Annotated in this window: 15 protein-coding genes; 11 read left to right on the top strand and 4 right to left on the bottom strand. The window is 44.7% G+C overall.

Features of this window, described 5'->3' with window-relative positions; all coding sequences use genetic code 11:
* The first annotated feature begins 31 nt into the window (after nucleotides 1–31).
* The 3 genes from ACUN27_RS10015 to ACUN27_RS10025 all read left to right on the top strand — a co-directional run bounded on the left by ACUN27_RS10015 (nucleotide 32) and on the right by ACUN27_RS10025 (nucleotide 3,482).
* The gene (locus tag ACUN27_RS10015; protein WP_315951643.1) at nucleotides 32–1,069 is read left to right on the top strand and encodes a glycoside hydrolase family 88/105 protein; all 1,038 of its coding nucleotides are present in this window, start codon (nucleotides 32–34) and stop codon (nucleotides 1,067–1,069) included.
* 413 nt (nucleotides 1,070–1,482) lie between these two features.
* The gene (locus tag ACUN27_RS10020) at nucleotides 1,483–2,415 is read left to right on the top strand and encodes a D-2-hydroxyacid dehydrogenase (RefSeq protein WP_445558813.1); all 933 of its coding nucleotides are present in this window, start codon (nucleotides 1,483–1,485) and stop codon (nucleotides 2,413–2,415) included.
* A 110-nt stretch (nucleotides 2,416–2,525) separates the two neighbouring features.
* Nucleotides 2,526–3,482, top strand: coding sequence for a bile acid:sodium symporter family protein (locus ACUN27_RS10025; RefSeq protein ID WP_315951640.1), 957 nt, complete (start codon nucleotides 2,526–2,528; stop codon nucleotides 3,480–3,482).
* A 76-nt stretch (nucleotides 3,483–3,558) separates the two neighbouring features.
* On the opposite strand, the gene ACUN27_RS10030 is transcribed toward ACUN27_RS10025, so the two are convergent.
* Both ACUN27_RS10030 and ACUN27_RS10035 read right to left on the bottom strand, forming a co-directional pair.
* Nucleotides 3,559–3,774, bottom strand: a complete 216-nt coding sequence (locus ACUN27_RS10030) for a hypothetical protein (RefSeq protein ID WP_445558814.1) — start codon at nucleotides 3,772–3,774, stop codon at nucleotides 3,559–3,561.
* Nucleotides 3,746–4,462, bottom strand: coding sequence for a hypothetical protein (locus ACUN27_RS10035; RefSeq protein WP_445558815.1), 717 nt, complete (start codon nucleotides 4,460–4,462; stop codon nucleotides 3,746–3,748). The genes ACUN27_RS10030 and ACUN27_RS10035 overlap by 29 nt, the downstream gene beginning before the upstream one ends.
* Before the next feature lie 24 nt (nucleotides 4,463–4,486).
* Here ACUN27_RS10035 and ACUN27_RS10040 point away from each other — a divergent pair, with 24 nt between their 5' ends.
* Both ACUN27_RS10040 and ACUN27_RS10045 read left to right on the top strand, forming a co-directional pair.
* On the top strand, nucleotides 4,487–4,996 hold the full coding sequence (locus ACUN27_RS10040; protein ID WP_445558816.1) for a GrpB family protein: 510 nt from the start codon (nucleotides 4,487–4,489) through the stop codon (nucleotides 4,994–4,996).
* Nucleotides 4,997–5,074: 78 nt separating this feature from the next.
* Nucleotides 5,075–6,310 carry an ATP-binding protein gene (locus tag ACUN27_RS10045; RefSeq protein WP_445558817.1) on the top strand — a complete coding sequence of 412 codons (1,236 nt, stop codon included), beginning with the start codon at nucleotides 5,075–5,077 and terminating at the stop codon, nucleotides 6,308–6,310.
* Between the two features lie 7 nt (nucleotides 6,311–6,317).
* On the opposite strand, the gene ACUN27_RS10050 is transcribed toward ACUN27_RS10045, so the two are convergent.
* Nucleotides 6,318–7,157: a helix-turn-helix transcriptional regulator gene (locus ACUN27_RS10050; RefSeq protein ID WP_445558818.1), complete on the bottom strand. Its 840-nt coding sequence runs from the start codon at nucleotides 7,155–7,157 to the stop codon at nucleotides 6,318–6,320.
* A 142-nt stretch (nucleotides 7,158–7,299) separates the two neighbouring features.
* On the opposite strand from ACUN27_RS10050, the gene ACUN27_RS10055 reads away from it, so the two are divergent.
* Nucleotides 7,300–8,682: an MFS transporter gene (locus ACUN27_RS10055; protein WP_445558819.1), complete on the top strand. Its 1,383-nt coding sequence runs from the start codon at nucleotides 7,300–7,302 to the stop codon at nucleotides 8,680–8,682.
* 66 nt (nucleotides 8,683–8,748) lie between these two features.
* Here the strand turns inward: ACUN27_RS10055 and ACUN27_RS10060 are convergent, their stop codons facing one another.
* A complete protein-coding gene (locus ACUN27_RS10060; protein ID WP_445558820.1) occupies nucleotides 8,749–10,245 on the bottom strand; it encodes a GGDEF domain-containing protein in 1,497 nt (498 codons plus the stop codon).
* Between the two features lie 207 nt (nucleotides 10,246–10,452).
* Here ACUN27_RS10060 and ACUN27_RS10065 point away from each other — a divergent pair, with 207 nt between their 5' ends.
* From ACUN27_RS10065 to ACUN27_RS10085, 5 genes are all read left to right on the top strand, one after another.
* Nucleotides 10,453–12,243, top strand: coding sequence for a sensor histidine kinase (locus tag ACUN27_RS10065; RefSeq protein ID WP_326061824.1), 1,791 nt, complete (start codon nucleotides 10,453–10,455; stop codon nucleotides 12,241–12,243).
* Nucleotides 12,240–13,307 (top strand): response regulator transcription factor, encoded by a 1,068-nt coding sequence (locus ACUN27_RS10070; RefSeq protein ID WP_326061825.1) that lies wholly within the window; start codon nucleotides 12,240–12,242, stop codon nucleotides 13,305–13,307. The genes ACUN27_RS10065 and ACUN27_RS10070 overlap by 4 nt, the downstream gene beginning before the upstream one ends.
* A gap of 124 nt (nucleotides 13,308–13,431) precedes the next feature.
* Nucleotides 13,432–14,733: an ABC transporter substrate-binding protein gene (locus ACUN27_RS10075; protein ID WP_326061826.1), complete on the top strand. Its 1,302-nt coding sequence runs from the start codon at nucleotides 13,432–13,434 to the stop codon at nucleotides 14,731–14,733.
* A gap of 145 nt (nucleotides 14,734–14,878) precedes the next feature.
* Entirely contained in the window at nucleotides 14,879–15,700 is an 822-nt protein-coding gene (locus ACUN27_RS10080) for a carbohydrate ABC transporter permease (protein ID WP_315952231.1), read from the top strand.
* Nucleotides 15,697–16,521 carry a carbohydrate ABC transporter permease gene (locus ACUN27_RS10085; protein WP_315951626.1) on the top strand — a complete coding sequence of 275 codons (825 nt, stop codon included), beginning with the start codon at nucleotides 15,697–15,699 and terminating at the stop codon, nucleotides 16,519–16,521. The genes ACUN27_RS10080 and ACUN27_RS10085 overlap by 4 nt, the downstream gene beginning before the upstream one ends.
* Nucleotides 16,522–16,617 lie beyond the last annotated feature (96 nt).

Raw genomic sequence — 16,617 nt, forward strand, 5'->3', positions numbered from 1 at the left:
TTCAGGCAGAATAGATGGAGGTATCGATCCTATGCGGAAATTTGAATGCAATGAAAACGAAGTAAAAGAACTCATAGACCGGGTAGTCCGCAGAACGATGAATATGGATTTCACATGGAACTGGTCTTGTGGAGTAGCTTATTATGGAATCTGCAAAGCATGGGAAGTAACGGGGAATCAGGAGTACATCGATTTTCTGGTGAAATGGGTGGACGAGTACCTGGAGCTCGGGTTGCCGCCGATGATGGTTAATGCTTGTGCGATGGGGCATACCATGCTGACCTTGTATGAAGCTACGGACGACTCCAAGTACCTTGACCTGGCACTCTTGAAAGCCGAATATCTGCGAAAGGATGCCATCCGATTCGGTTCGGGTGTTTTCCAACATACGGTATCCTCCAAAAATGATTTTCCAGAGCAGGCATGGGCGGATACGTTATTCATGGCGGCGTATTTCCTACTGCGGCTTGGATTCAAAATAGACAATAAAGCTTACATTGAAGATGCGCTGAATCAATTTTACTGGCATGAAGAATACCTGCAGGACACGAAGACGAATTTGTTCTACCACGCATGGGATAATGTGAGACAAGATCATTTGTCCGCTATTTACTGGGGTAGAGCCAATGCATGGGCTGCTTATACGATGGCGCAAGCGTACAAAATGCTGAATCCCTTCATGCCCATGTGGATGCAGATCGGAGGGGCCCTTGGCGATCAATTAAGCGCTCTGGTCAGGCTGCAGTCAGAGAATGGGCTGTGGCGCACGGTATTGACTGATGAAACCTCTTACGAGGAAACATCAGCCTCAGCCGGTATTGCTGCTGCACTCACCACGTATGCACACCCGCTGCATCAAAATTATATGGCCAAAGCTTATGAGGGCATTCTGGCAAACATTGATGAAGACGGTTCCGTACGGAATGTATCGGCAGGCACGGCCGTGATGTACTCCGTAGATGATTACAAAGTAATCTCCAAGAAAAGAGTACAAGGATGGGGGCAAGGATTGACCTTGGCCTACCTGGTTGCTCTGCTTCAAAATAGGGAAGTTGTTAGCAAAATTTAAGAGTCAGCGGCAGTCTGGGGCCTGATCTTCTCCCGTGACTGCCGCTTTTATTTATCAGAATTGTTGCAATCGCTTGAGCGGTTCCTCCCTGGCCAGCGATGGGAACTACAGGGCGCTATTTCATCGAAATAAGCTATTTTTCGCACGGAAGGGAACTGTGGGCCGCTATTTGTCCGTTTTTTTAAAGAAAATGGGATTAGCGGTCAAATATGGCCCTGCAGTTCCGCTTGAACGCGGACACGGGCTGAACGTGCTAGAATAGCGGCCTGTAGTTCCTCAAGGATGCAGCGTTAACCAACTTAACGCTAGGACGAGGTTCCCCTCCTCCGTCAAGTATTTTAGTAACGCTGAATTGCCGTGGTATAATAAGTTGCTATTGTATAGTTTTACGGATTCTATAGGAGGCGTGGCAGGTGGATATAAAAAAAATCTTGGTGACCGGGCGGATGTTTAAAGAGCTGGAGAAGTTAGCTTTGCTGGACACTAAGCGGGAGTATTTGTTTCTTCCAGAGGCGGAAGTGCGCCCGAATCACTTCGAATGGGCCGATGGTTATGTGGCTTTTAAACCGACGGAATCGTTTCATTTCGGTAAGCTTCGGTGGGTTCATGCGCTTGGAGCTGGCGTTGATGCCTTTTTACATAATCGTGAGTGGAAAGAGGATGTATTATTAACCAGAACCGTCGGCAGCTTTGGGCTTAAAATAGGGCAGTATTGCTTAAGTTATATGCTTGCCGATGTGCAGCATCATCAAAAATTTCAACAAAATCAAACAGAAAGACATTGGCAGCCTTCACAGCAGTTGCTTCTACAGCAGCTTAGCATCGTTGTTTTCGGTACCGGAACAATTGGTATGGAAATTGCGAAGATGCTTAAAACTTTCGGGGTAACCGTTTATGGTATATCACGCAGCGGAGCATCGAACCCTCATTTTGATAAGGTGGTTCCGATTAACGAAGGGAACTCGTTGTTAGCCGAGGCCGACTGGGTGATTAACACGCTTCCTTTGACTCCAACGACGGATAAATTATTTGGAAAGCATTTGTTCGCTTGCCTGCAAGGTGCTAGCTTTATTAATGTTGGCCGGGGAGCCTCCGTAGATGAAACCGCACTGCTTGAAGCAGTAGACCAAGGCCAGGTGCGCCGAGCTGTTCTTGACGTGTTTCGAGAGGAGCCGCTGCCTGCAGAATCACCATTGTGGTCCCATCCGAACGTGACCATTACCCCGCATATTTCCGCCGTTACAGGGGTGGATGAAGCGATGGATGGTTTGCTTGCCGTACTGGAAGACATGGACAGTGGACAAGAACGAATTTGCCATTCGGTGGACGTAAGCCGAGGATATTAGCGCATTTAATTACGAGGACATAGATAAAAAAGGTGGATTTTTTATTCATTTTCACGTACAATGACCTAACTCTAGCTTGTTACATTACATCATAAGTGAGGTTAGGTTGAATGAGTACAATTGCAAAAGTAAGCCGGTTCGTAGGAGGAACTTTTTCTCTATGGGTTATCCTATTTGCTTGTCTGGGATTTTTTTGGCCTGAGGTATTTACGCCGCTGAAGGGCTACATTTCCATTTTTCTTGGTGTCGTCATGTTCGGGATGGGACTTACGCTGTCCTCTGCTGATTTCCGTGAAGTATTTCGTCGTCCGCTAGAAGTGTTGATTGGTGTTGTCGGTCATTATATTATTATGCCGCTGCTCGCCTATGTGCTGGCTATTGTGTTGAACTTGCCGCCGGAGATAGCTGTTGGTGTCATTCTCGTCGGCTGCTGCCCAAGCGGCACATCCTCCAATGTGATGGCGCTGCTTGCAAAAGGCGACGTTGCACTTGGTGTGTCCATTGCTTCCGTTTCCACACTCATCGCACCGCTGGCTACACCAGCTTTAATCAGCTTGCTTGCGGGACGCTGGATGCCGATCGATGGTGGAGCGCTCATTAAGGACATTTTGACAGTTGTTATTTTGCCTATTATTCTAGGTGTTGTCGTAAAAAGTCTGTTCAGAAAACAAGCTGAAGCGAGTGTACAGGCACTCCCGCTCGTATCCACACTGGCAATTGTCATCATTGTGGCCATCGTAGTTGGTGGCAGCAAAGCAAAAATTATCGAAAGCGGTTTGCTAATTTTTGCGGTTGTCATTTTGCATAACGGCCTCGGGTATTTATTAGGTTACTTGTTCGCTAAGCTGTTCCGGATGAATTCAAGCAAGCGTAAAGCCATTTTATTTGAAACTGGCATGCAGAACTCCGGTCTTGGGGCGGCGCTAGCCTCGGCTCATTTTAGCCCGATCGCAGCCGTTCCTAGTGCAATATTTAGTGTGTGGCATAACATTTCCGGTTCTCTGCTGGCTACATGGTTTGCGCGCCGTGCTGAGAAAGAGGCATTGAAGGCAAACCAAGCCGAATGATAGTTTATTTATACTCGCGAATGAAAAAAGACCAATTTGCAGGCCCTTGATGGGCCTGTATTGGTCTACATACGAATTAACTCCTAAACTCAACTTGTTGTGGTTTATCAATAAATTTGCTGAAGTGATCGAGTCCCCACATCCAAACCGTTCCATCTCTCTTGATAATGGACTCCGTCGGCGAAAAGTAATTATTAATATTAACGGAAGCAGCATCTTCAATGTCATCTAATTTAAATAAATTCTTCCAAATGGTTTGAGGCTCAATACCAAGAGCTTCCCATTTCTCCACAAAATAGCCCTTGCCCCAACTGATATGGTGCTGCAGGAGTGAGAGCTACATTGACGAAGTCTCTACTTTTTGAGAAATCCGTTGTTCTCCCCCAGTTCCACACGGTACCATCTTTCTTTATGGCAAAATGGTTGTTTTTAAGTTGGACAATGTCTTTTAGATTTTCGAGTTGCACAGGCTTAGAATAGCGGATCGTGTCATATAAGGGTGTGCTCGAACCCCATGGGCTATATTCATCGATGTTCCAAACCGTTCCATCCTCTTTTAAAAATGTTATTTCATTGTAGTAAGTAGAAACTAACACGTCTTTAACATGGTCGATACCTTCAACAAGAACCGGCTCTGCTTTCAATGGCATAGTCAGATCATATTTTACGGTTTCAATGATCCATACTTTTCCGTCTCGATCAATAGCTAAAACGAGAGTGCCAACCTCATCAACTTTTACGATATTTTCTAAGTGAGGGATTCTCTCTCCCAATGTTGCAGAGATATGCTCCTTGTAATTGGGTTGCTCAGCTTCTGATGTTCGTTCTATGGCCCATACAGTACCATCATTTTTTAAGACAACTCTCGAAGCAATGCTTTTAACATTTGTAATACTTGTTGCTTTAACCATGGGATTAGGAAAAAAACCATCTTTTACGGAAATGGCATGAAGAGCCAGACATATAAATGAGTTAATCATTCAAAGTGAAAGGTAGGTATTCCCATGGCCGAGGAAGTTATAATTACAGAATATACGCCTGAATGGGCTGCAGAGTTTGAGAGGGAGAAGGCGAAGATACAGCAATCTCTGCAACATAAGGCTGTCTATATCGAACATATAGGCAGCACCTCAGTGGTCGGATTACCCTCAAAGCCAATAGTGGACATTGCGGTTGGCGTGCATCATCTTGAGGAAGCAGACTTATTCATTGGACCTTTGAATACATTGGGTTACAAATATGTTCCCAAAATGGAGTTTCCCACTCGCCGATTTTTTCGTAAAGGAGAATGGCGGAAAGGAACGCATCACCTGCACGTTTATGAAATTACCAGTAATGAATGGGAAAGTAACCTTTTATTCCGCAATTATCTCAGAAGTCACCAAGAGAAAGTAGGCGAATATGCCACACTTAAGAAGCATCTTGCATCCATATATTCTGAAGATCGAGTGACATATACGAAAATGAAAGCACCTTTCATTCAATCGGTTATAGAACTGGCGAGGAAATCATGAAGAAATGTCATTTGGCTATTTGCTAAGTGGCTTTTTTCAGGCATAATCAAAATTGAATAACTATGTATGGGAGGGCTTATGTTAGATTACATACTCTTAAACTTTCTATTTATTCTGGTAGGTGCCCTTTCATACTTTGCTTTTGGATTATACAAGAATAAACACTTCAAATTAATTATCGGAGTGTTTTCTGGTGTATCCGTCGTATTTTGCATGTCTTTTCCTTTCACCGTTTTTCCAGGATATATCTATGATTTGAGAATCATTCCATTTCTGGTAGCGCTGATTTACGGGGGGTATGGCGCAGGAGGGCTCGTAGCCGTTACGTTACTTCTCTATCGCCTTTATCTTGGGGGCAGCGGGTTTATCGTAACCACGTTATCTTACATTCCCATCTTCATTCTTGTTCTTGTCTTTCTAAAGCTTCGAAAAGAAGGAAAACAAAATGTCTTATTTGGCATGTTGTTCTCCTTATTGTCAGCTTTGATTGTATCTGTATGGAGCTCCATTCAACTGCAACATGATATCGATCATCATGAGATCTTCTTTGTATATTATTGTGTCATTCTAACGGTTTGTTCATGGATCACTTTCTTTTTCATTGAAACGATGCGGGACAACATCCATATGCGGGATGAAATCTACCGGTCTGAGAAACTTAGTGTGTTGGGCGAGCTTGCCGCAACCATCGCTCATGAAATTCGAAATCCCATTACCGTATCCAAAGGTTTTCTTCAACTATTAAAATCCCGCTCTCAGAATGAAACAGATCTTAAGTATTCTCTCCTTGCATTAGAAGAAATTGATCGAGCGGAAGCTATCATTTCCGAATATCTCATGTACGCCAAGCCTCAGGCTGAAAAAGTAGAAAAAATTGATGTTAAAGCCCATTTGAGTAACGTAATAAGCATGACGGAACCCTATGTTACGTCAAAAGGGCATATCGTAGATAGCCAGTTGGAGGATTTGCATGTTTATGGAGATTCCAAAAAATTAACGCAAGTCATGATCAATTTAATTAAAAATGCCGCTGAAGCGATTGAGAAAAACGGTAAAATAACGATTCATGCTTTTTCCCAAAATAACTACGCTGTTATTGAAGTTATGGATACGGGAATCGGCATGAATGAAGAACAGCTTCAGCGATTAGGGAATCCCTTCTATTCGACGAAGGCGAAAGGAACGGGGCTCGGACTTATGGTCAGCTACCGAATCATTGAAGCTTTGGGTGGAACGATTCGCGTTCAGAGTAAACAGGGGATGGGCACGAAATTCAGCGTTCTCATTCCTTTGGAGGCAGAGGCAAAACAATAAGATGAACTTATTCCGATAGAAGCTTGTTAAGCTTGAGAGTCGTATCACTATCGAGTGTCGGTACATTGATTGTCACTGTAAGGTGCGGCGAATCCGTTACATGGAAAGAAAGTTGATCAAAGATCAGTAATCCGGCTGCCGGATGATGATTGATTTTCTTTCCTTCGGGCCCATTCAGAACATCATGCTGTGGCCACCATGCCCTGAATTCCGCACTGATCTGATTCAAATCCCCAATAAGCTCCATCCACCAAGGTTCACCAGCAAACTTGCCATAGTTGGCTCGAAAATGAGCCAAACGGTGCCGGGCATGCGTTTCCCAGTTGTCTTGAAGCATTTCACGCACGTATGGCGAAGTGAACGTTCGCCATACCGAATTGCGCTCGCGCATCGACATGGCACGATAATCCCCATAAATCAGATTTGCTGCTCTGTTCCAAGCAACAATATTCAGGCGCTGATCGGTCACATAAGCAGGACTCGTCCCTTGTAGGTCAAGGAAAAGCTGAAGCGTCGGACTAATCGTAGTTTCAACGGGCGTCAAATCGGCAGGCAGTTGCTGTAAAGCCAGCAGAAATAAATGCTTGCGTTCACTCGAATCCAGCTGGAGAGCCCGAGCAATATTGTCTAGCACTTGAGCTGACACTTGAATATTTCGCGCTTGTTCCAGCCATGTGTACCAATCCACGCTAACGCCGGAGAGCTGCGTCACTTCCCCGCGTCTAAGACCGGGTGTGCGCCTTCGCCCTCCATGCGGCAGGCCCACTTGCTCGGGCGAGAGGCGTGCGCGACGAGTTTTAAGAAACTGCGCCAATTCTTCAAGGCGCGTATGGTTTGATTGCTCCATATATCGGCGTCCACTCCTCGTATCTGACTCCTATCGTAGGAGCTCATCTCCTAGGATAAACCATCATCTTATTCTATTATATAATCCATTATACACTTTCTATTGAGATGAATTTCATATCGCAATGGAAGGGGACTTAAATTTGGAAAAAGCAATACAAATACAACACAACCTTACAGGGAAGCTAGCTAAAACGCTGCTGCTTCTTGGACTTTCACTTGGATACTTTATGGTACTCCTGGACATAACGGTGGTGAGCGTCGCGCTGCCTGCGATCCGCACCGAGTTAGGCGGGGGAATATCCGGTCTGCAATGGGTGGTCAACGCATACACAATTGTGTTTGCCGGTTTACTGCTATCCATGGGTTCGTTAGCGGATAAACTTGGTGCTAAACGGGTCTATGCCGGTGGGCTGGCCCTTTTTCTCGGGGCTTCGGTCCTAGCCGCATTTGTTTCGTCGCTGGGAATGCTGATCGGCTTACGCGCGATACTCGGCATTGGAGGAGCAGCGCTGATGCCAGCCTCGCTCAGCCTGTTGGTCCATGCCTACCCAGAGGCGGCCGAACGTGCCAGGGCGATTGGCATATGGGCAGCGGTGACTGGGGCAGCGATGGCGGCTGGACCTGTGATCGGCGGACTCTTGGTAGACTCGTTCGGTTGGCGAAGCATTTTTCTGCTTAATGTGCCGCTTGCAGTCATTAGCCTAATCTTGACGTTTCTGCTCGTCAGGGAAACAGACCGTAGAGCGCAGAGAAGCTTTGACATGGGGGGCCAAATGACGGCCATAGTCGCCATAGCAGCCTTATCGTTCGGATTGATGGAGGGGGACACCTATGGATGGCAGTCTCCGACGATTATCGTGGCATTTGGCGTGGCCCTGTTAAGTGTTATTCTATTTTTAATTTTTGAAGTCAAGGGCGAATCACCATTACTTCCTTTGTCGTTATTTAAACATGCGACAGTATCGGCGGGTATGATAGCGGGGATGGCTATTAACATCGGCCTGTCGGGTATTTTATTTATACTGCCGGTATTTTTTCAACAAGTGCGCGGATTATCGGCTCACATCACGGGACTCTTGCTTCTTCCCATGATGATTCCGCTTGCTTTTAACCCGATTCTGACGGGGCGAATAGTTGGTAAAATCGGAGCACGGATACCGATGACTGTCGGTTTTAGCCTTGGTGCTGTGGGTACACTGCTTCAGGTGTGGACGGAAGTGAACACTAGCTATGTGATTACGATGATTGGATTGCTGTTCATCGGTTTCGGAGTGTCCTTTACGATTCCCTCGCTGATGGCGGCTGTAATCTCTTCGGTCTCGAAGGAACAGACCGGTGCGGTTTCTGGCGCTCTTAACGCAAGCCGTCAGATCGGCGCCACGCTAGGGGTCGCCATTCTCGGTTCGGTCCTGAGTAGCAGCGCTTCGTTTATTGACGGTATGCATCTGTCGTTCATCGTGACAACCGTTATCTTGTTTGGCGGCAGTGCCTTGTCGATCTTATTTATCGATAGAAAAAAATAAACAGCGGCAGCCAAGGACGAGATGTTCAGTCCAAGGCTGCCGCCGTTTGTTGTCTCAGGCCATCGCTTAGGTGGATATCCCACTTTTCCTCGCCCGTTTCATGGTATACATAGCCTCATCCGCATTCTTCATTAGTGTAGTGATATCGGTGGCATCTCGAGGATATTGACTGACTCCGGCGCTAAATGAAATCGGAATTTCAATCCCTTTATACGTAAAAGGGGTCTTCTGCAAGAGAGACAACCGATGGTCGACTATACGGTCTAATTCACTATTTTCATCCATGGAGGAAATAATCCAAACGAATTCGTCTCCCCCAATCCGTCCTATTTTATCATCAGGTTGGGAGCAGTTTTCCAATCTATATGCAATATGCTTTAGATAAAGATCACCAACAAAATGCCCGTATCGATCGTTAATTGGTTTGAAATTATCCAGGTCAATTAAGATAAGAGCAAAACGTTCACGGCGCTCTATCTTTTCTAATAGCAGTTCATGGAGGGCAGCCCGATTATATAAATCCGTAAGTGAATCATGGTGCGCTAAATATTTGTAATTTTGTTCAGATTTCAATAATTTACGTTCCGCAACCTTGAGAGAAGTAACATCCGTCAGGTGCATCACAAATAGCTTCTCGTCGGTTTCTTCGATCATTTCAAGGCCCATAATTAAATCCAAATCGCCTTTCTTCGGATTATGCAGTTGAGCCTCCCACTGGACTTCATTCTCTTGCTGAACCAGAGCCAACATGTCGACTACGGGCATGTTATTTTCAAACTGGAAATAGCTCATGATATGATGAACAGGAATCCCTTCCAACCATTGTTTAGCTCGGGGATTCATTTCTTTAACGGCCCCTTTTTGGTCCAGAAGCAGAATGGCAGTCGGCGCAGACTTGAAAAGAATATGGAAAAGCTTGCGGTAATCAGGCATAATGTCATATTTACCAACCAAATGACGGAGGGTAACAGCCCATAGCAAATAGCCGATAAAAAATAGGATCATGGCATTCCGTGAGGTTAGTACCTTCGATTGTAAAAGGAATATAACAAGGACAAACCAGGCAAACAGCAAAAATAAGCTGAGAAGCAGGGAGCGCAGAACCTGTCGGTGTTTTACTTCTTTGACACGATACCATGAAACGGCGAGGATGATCACCGAAAGAAGGATATATCCTGCAATAAAGAGAACGGTAATAAGTAGAAACTGTGGATCAAGCGGACTTCGTCCATCCGTCACTGCAGCGTTATATAATACGCGATGATCTTTGGTGATTAAAAACCCAAGCCACAATGTATACGGGGCTGCGTAAATGAATGGCAATAATCGCTTGAAAGCCGAAGTTGCAGGGTTTCCGATGAGTACGCTGAGATGGACCAAGCAGCAGATGACCAACAGAAGCATCGGGCTATTCCCATACAGAACTATCTGCATCTGATACTGAGGCAGCAAAGATGTTTTGATGTACTCTCCTAAAAAATAAAACTGAAAAGCCAGCATGAGGAGAGCGGCAATTCGGTTCAACATGCTCTTTATATTTCGATGTATTAAGGTTACTGCCATGTAGAAAAAGAAAAAACTAGGGAGCAAAATCGTTAAGAAGTCCATGAAAAGTTCGTTCATTATAAAATGTACCTTCTCGTGATCGTATAGTGGAGTGTTCACTCTCACAGTAGCATGAATTTTACTTGCTACGCAATAACAAAACAGGAGGAAAATACAAGGTGATTTGACGAGCATTTTTAACTATCAATAAAAAGGGGATCGACTATGGAAATTAGAAATATGACTCGGCGTCTTCAGTTTCCTTTTCAAATGAGTATGAGATACAAGCTTATGATTTTAATGGTCATTATCGCTGTGCTGCCGTTAACCTTAGTGACGATTTTCGCTGCAAAGACCACCAAGCACTCACTAAGTCTGGAAATCATACGTTCTAACGAGTCAAGAATGGACTGGGCTGCCAAATATTTCGATGAAAAATTCGGCCAATTGCATTCAGTGGCGTATTCCCTTCTGATGGATAATAACTTATTTCCGAATACGAATGGTGAAACGATAAGCGCTGGTACCGGTCTGGATACAGGAAAACCGTATATAGATGAGAAACTCAGATCTCTATATGTGGCCAACAACACGAATATTGCCTCGATCTCTCTTTATCTGAATGCCAAACAGCGCCTGTATATCGTGGATAAAGATGCCGTTCGATCAACAGATCAGAAAGTGAATCCCGCTTTGGAAGGGGGAGAATCAGCCAACAACCATCAGACCGTCAATAAGATTGTGAAATCTGCACACAATAATTTCAAATTGATACGCAGCATGAATCGGTTTGAAGACCACGAAATACTCGGCGGCGTGTTCATTGAAGCCAGATGGAATATGATGGATAATGTCATTAACATGATCCATTCTGAGCCCAACAGCGAAGTGCTTGTATTGGATGCGCAGGGAAACATGATGTACAACCCTTACCCCGTACAAACGATGATGGATCAGGAGGTACTGGAAAAGGCGATACACGGTCCAATGGAACCAGGTTTTATTGAATCCAAGCAAGGGATTCTGTTTTATCAGCCTGTTGTGTCGGCCAACTTATGGATTGTGAAATTTATCCCGATTAGCTATGTAAATGAAGGCGCTTCCACAACGCTGAGTTTTAGTTTTTATACAGCTATGGTCTCTACACTGTTGGCGATTATTCTTTCCGTATTGATTGCTTATTTCACGACGAAGCCGATCATTCGATTAACGAGGTCGATGAAGGCTGTAGAGCATTTAAATTTCAACGTGGGTGTTGACAAGGTGCGAAGCGATGAAATCGGTACGCTGGAGAGACGGTTTAATTCCATGCTGCTGAAAATTAAAGAGCTGGTTCAAATTGAGTATAAAAGCAAAATTGAGAAGAGGACCGCACAGCTAAAAGCGATGCAGGCACAGATTAACCCTCATTTCCTGTATAATGCGCTGCAATCCATAGGTGGGGTTGCCCTCTCCCGAAATGCACCGGAAATTTATGAGTATGTCAGAGCGCTTAGCGAGTTATTTCGATATACGATCAAAATGAAATCGGATCTGGTCACCGTGGCTGATGAAATCGAGCATGTTACAAACTATTTGCAAATTCAGAAATTGCGTTTTCAAGACATGATTCTTATTCAAATGGATATCGAAGATGACTGTGGGAATTACGAGCTTCCCAAATTTATTCTTCAGCCAATCGTAGAAAATTGTTTCGTCCATGGTTTGGAAGGAAAGATGGGCCAATGGATCATCACGATTAGAGTCGAGAAGATGATGGATGACATTGAAATTAGTATTGAAGATAACGGACTAGGCATAGATGAGGCGCGTTTGGAGGAAATTCGGCGACATTTAAGTCGCCCTGGGGAGGATTCAGTGATTGGGGAAAGCATGGGAATGAACAATGTGAATTCACGGATTAAGCTTATTTTCGGTCAAGAGTATGGGATGTTTGTTACAAGCTCGAAAGGTGCCGGAACGACGGTCAAAGTCGTTATCCCCGCCATTGTTAAAGGAGAGGAGCCTCTACAATGAAAGCTGTCATTATTGATGATGAGTTCTGGGTCCGCAACAGTATAAGGCATTTGGCTGATTGGGAGAGACTAGGCATCTCTCAGGTTGAGGAAGCCGAAGATGGGCTTAGCGGCCTAGCGATCATTGCGAAGATTCATCCTGAAATCGTCATAACGGATATGAAAATGCGAGGCATGGACGGAGCTCAGCTATTGCAAAAAATAAGTGAAGACTATCCGTTTATACGCAAAATTGTCATTAGCGGATTTGATGATTTTACCTATACGAAACAGGCGATTTTATCCAAGGTGGATGAATATCTGATCAAGCCGATCAATCCGGAAGAGCTGAATAGAGCTTTGGAGAAAGCGGTACGAGAGCTGGGCGTAACACGGGGGATTCATGCGGCTAAGCCGCTGGACAAACAGTTATTAAAGGTCATTACCGAGATGAAGCACACGGTCTCCAGGCATTTTCAAGAGATGAACACAGAGGCGATCAAAAAAAGTTTTAAGCAGTTGAAGCAAGTGTTGAGCGATCAAGAAAGCCTGCAGCCTGGACTGAATAATTCACTCTACAAGCAATTCATGCTGCTATTGGAGGAGCAATGCGCCTTGTCAGGAAGCGAATTAACGCCTGATGCTCAAGCAAGTGCCAGCCATTTTTTCGTCACGGATGATACGAAGGTAGTAGAGTGGATCGAGGTGTTGACCACCACGTATGTCGGGATCTTGGAAGCGCTTATTCACCAAAGAAAAAACAAGAATCGTATTAATATCGAGGAGATTCGGAAGTATCTCGATCTTTCCTATGCCGAGCAAGTGAGTCTTGGAACTATTGCCAGCACATTTTTTGTCAGTAAAGAGCATCTGTCCCGCACGTTCAAACAAGAAGTCGGTGTTACCGTCATGGATTACTTGATTGCCAAGAGGATGGAGAAAGCGCTTGACCTTCTTCAGGACGCCTCCGTATCCATCAAAAGCGCCGCAGAAGCAGTCGGCTATTCCGATCTCACTTATTTTCACCGCATATTCAAAAAAATGACAGGAATGACACCATCTCAGATTAGACAGGATGATGAATGAACTTAAGTCAGTCGAGTGATATCAATATTATCCAATCCGAGATGCTTTTTCTGTCCAATGAATGGTGGCGCTTTCTTAAGTATACTAGGTTCGTAAGCGTTACCATAACAAAGGGGGCGACAAAATGAAGAAAGCATTTGTAATGATAGTTGCTATGGCTCTACTAGGAAGCACGGTAGCTTGTTCTTCGGGTCAAAGCACACCAAGTGCGGGAGAAAGCAGCAATTCCAAAAGCGAGGGTGCGGCTAAAAAGGTTGAATTGAAAGTATTCCTTGGCGGCTTGGACCGTTTTCGCGATCAATTTGAGAAGTACTTCGCTGAATTTGCTAAAAAAGAAAAGAAAGAGAAAAATATCGAGGTTACGATCAACACCGAGTATCCGGGCTCCGATAATTCAACACAAATCTTGAAAACGCGTCTAGCCACTGGCGACGTACCGGATATTTTCAGTCTGCATGCCGTGAATGACATTCCGGACTACTACAAAGCCGGTTATTTGGACGATTTAACGAAACAACCGCTTTCCCCTAAGCTGATTGATGGCATTAAATCACTTGTGACGATTGATAACAAAGTTGTAGCGGTGCCTATGGAAAGCTTGGCATGGGGGTATCTTTACAACAAAAAAATCTTCAAAGATCTAGGGATCAAACCGCCGTCTACTTTGACAGAAATGAAGGCTGTTGTTCAAAAGCTGAATGACAATAAAATCAAGCCGTTTATGCTCAGTTACAAAGAAAGCTGGATCCCTCAGTTGTTCTTGCCTCTGACCATTGGCGGATTAGGCAACTCCAGCCACAAAGATTTTGTTGATAAAATGAACAAAAACCAAGGAAGCTTTGCAGATGTGAAAGAGATGTTCGGGATCATCGATCTTGTTAACAGCAACGGCACCGATCGTGTATTCGAAGTAGGCAACGATGACGGGGCTGCTGATTTCGCTGCCGGCAAAGCCGCTATGTGGGTGCAAGGTCCATGGGATGCAGACAGTCTATTGAAGGCTAATGATAAGTTCGAATTCGGGGTTGCTCCTCTTCCTATTAATGATGATCCTGCTGCAACACTAATCAACGTATCCGTGTCAACTTCCTTAGCGATGGCTTCACAAGGCAAGAATAAAGAAGTTTCGGCGGATCTGCTGAACTTCATTTTGGATGATCAAGCGTCAAACGACTTGTATCAAGGATTGAAGTTCAATCCAGTGTCCAAAAACCACACGTTCAAACCGTATCCTTGGGTCGAGGACGCTTCCGTTTTTGTAAACAAAGGGCAGTCGTATAAAGATCCGCAGATTCCAGCAGCCGTGAAGGATGAGTCGGGCAAAGCGCTTCAAGCTTATTTTAACAAGAAAATGTCCGCAGATGATGTCATTAAGGATCTGGATAAAACCTGGAAAGATGCGAATGCCATAGCCAACAAAAAATAAAGATTGGAAGACATGTTGTGCTCTGCCCTGGTCTTGGAAAGATCAAGGCAGAGCACGAGATTTTCCTAAGGAGTGAGCCCACGTGCTGAAACGCCTTGCCAAAGACCATACATCGTTGATCTTGTTCGTGCTGCCCGCTTTTATCATGTATGTGATATTTCTGGTTATTCCGATGCTCCAAGGCTCGTATTACAGCTTTACAAATTGGGATGGCTTGAACAAACATTACAGCTTCATTGGGATAGAGAACTTTATTGAAGCTATTCGCGATGATGTGAATTTTCGATCGTCGATTGTATTCACGGCCAAATATGTCTTGTTTGCTGTCGTTTTTCAGAACGCCATCGCGCTGCTGCTTGCGCTAATGATAGAGTCTCAAAGCAAAGGAAAAGGGTGGCTTAGAACGATCTTTTTCATGCCAAGCATGTTAAGTATTATCATTAGCACGTTCATGTGGGTATTCGTGTTTACAAAGGTCATGCCCGCATTGTCCAAGTATGCCGTTTTGAAATTTCTCGATATTTCCTGGTTAGGCGACCCCAACGTCTCGTTTTTCACGATCATGCTCGTTTCTGTTTGGGGCGGTATTGGAACTTTAATGATTATTTACATGTCGGCCATTCAAGGCATTCCCATGCATCTCAAAGAAGCGGCTATTATTGACGGCGCCAAGCCTTATCATATGCTGCGCTATATTACTCTGCCGTTGATTGCGCATGCGCTCACGATCTGCATCTTTTTAACCTTGAACAACTCCTTTAAAGTGTATGACCTAATCTATGCTTTGACAGGCGGAGGACCTGCCCGGGCAACGCAAGTTATCTCTATGAATATTCTGGAAGAGGCTTATCAGCGCAATTTCCGATACGGATATGCGAGCGCGAAAGCAATTATTCTCTTCCTGATCATACTTGTCATTACGCTTATTCAAGTGTCGGTGATGAAGAAGCGGGAGGTAGAGGCATGAACAAGCGGCAGTATTCGGGGCTGTCTCTATTGGTACTAGGCATCTTGGCTGTTTTTTTTCTTTTTCCGATCTACATGGCCATATTGAATTCTTTCAAAACGCAGGGAGAGATGTACAGCTCCGTTCTAGGCTTACCCGTCAAGCTCCACATTGAGAACTATGTGCAAGCTTTTAGCAAAGCGAACATGCTTAAGAGCGGCTGGAATACGATTGTTGTCACTGTAACTGGCATCGTGGTCATTGTGTTATGCAGCTCTTTGGCAGGCTACAAGCTTTCCCGAACGCCTGGAAAGTTGAGCAACGTGATTTTCATGCTGTTCGTATCCTCGATGCTGATTCCTTTTCAGACCATTATGGTTACTTTAACGAAGATGGCAAAATCGCTAGGACTTCAGGGTTCGCCATTTGGTTTGGGCATTGTTTGTGCCGGACTTGGCGTCAGTATGGCCGTGTTTCTGTATCACGGTTTTGTGAAAGGCATTCCACGAGAGCTCGATGAGTCTGCGAAAATGGATGGATGCAGCGAAATAAAAACCTTTTTCATGATCATTTTACCGCTGCTGCTGCCGATTACATTCACGATTGGTATTCTCAATCTGTTGTGGTTGTGGAACGATTTCCTCTTGCCGGTGCTCATGCTGACCGATTTCCGCCAATATACGTTAGTTTTGACAATCAATATGTTCTTCGGCAAGTACAGCCGGGAGTGGTCACTGATTCTGGCCTCTCTGATTTTGTCATCGATTCCGATTGTCGTCATATTCGCCTTGTTCCAACGTTGGATTATCCAAGGGATTACGGACGGAGCTGTAAAAGGCTGACGAAACGGCAAGAATTATGCATAGGAGTATTGCGAAAATAGTCGAAACGAGTCGAATGATTTTCGGGGAACTGCCCATATTGGGTGGTTTTTTCGT

It is taken from the genome of Paenibacillus sp. WC2504 (assembly GCF_052682475.1).

Coding starts and splice junctions, on each gene's coding strand:
- ACUN27_RS10040 (WP_445558816.1), top strand. CDS start 4,487: ATGGCCGAGGAAGTTATAATTACAGAATATACGCCTGAATGGGCTGCA.
- ACUN27_RS10045 (WP_445558817.1), top strand. CDS start 5,075: ATGTTAGATTACATACTCTTAAACTTTCTATTTATTCTGGTAGGTGCC.
- ACUN27_RS10015 (WP_315951643.1), top strand. CDS start 32: ATGCGGAAATTTGAATGCAATGAAAACGAAGTAAAAGAACTCATAGAC.
- ACUN27_RS10060 (WP_445558820.1), bottom strand. CDS start 10,245: ATGGCAGTAACCTTAATACATCGAAATATAAAGAGCATGTTGAACCGA.
- ACUN27_RS10085 (WP_315951626.1), top strand. CDS start 15,697: ATGAACAAGCGGCAGTATTCGGGGCTGTCTCTATTGGTACTAGGCATC.
- ACUN27_RS10025 (WP_315951640.1), top strand. CDS start 2,526: ATGAGTACAATTGCAAAAGTAAGCCGGTTCGTAGGAGGAACTTTTTCT.
- ACUN27_RS10065 (WP_326061824.1), top strand. CDS start 10,453: ATGGAAATTAGAAATATGACTCGGCGTCTTCAGTTTCCTTTTCAAATG.
- ACUN27_RS10050 (WP_445558818.1), bottom strand. CDS start 7,157: ATGGAGCAATCAAACCATACGCGCCTTGAAGAATTGGCGCAGTTTCTT.
- ACUN27_RS10035 (WP_445558815.1), bottom strand. CDS start 4,462: ATGATTAACTCATTTATATGTCTGGCTCTTCATGCCATTTCCGTAAAA.
- ACUN27_RS10070 (WP_326061825.1), top strand. CDS start 12,240: ATGAAAGCTGTCATTATTGATGATGAGTTCTGGGTCCGCAACAGTATA.
- ACUN27_RS10080 (WP_315952231.1), top strand. CDS start 14,879: ATGTATGTGATATTTCTGGTTATTCCGATGCTCCAAGGCTCGTATTAC.
- ACUN27_RS10075 (WP_326061826.1), top strand. CDS start 13,432: ATGAAGAAAGCATTTGTAATGATAGTTGCTATGGCTCTACTAGGAAGC.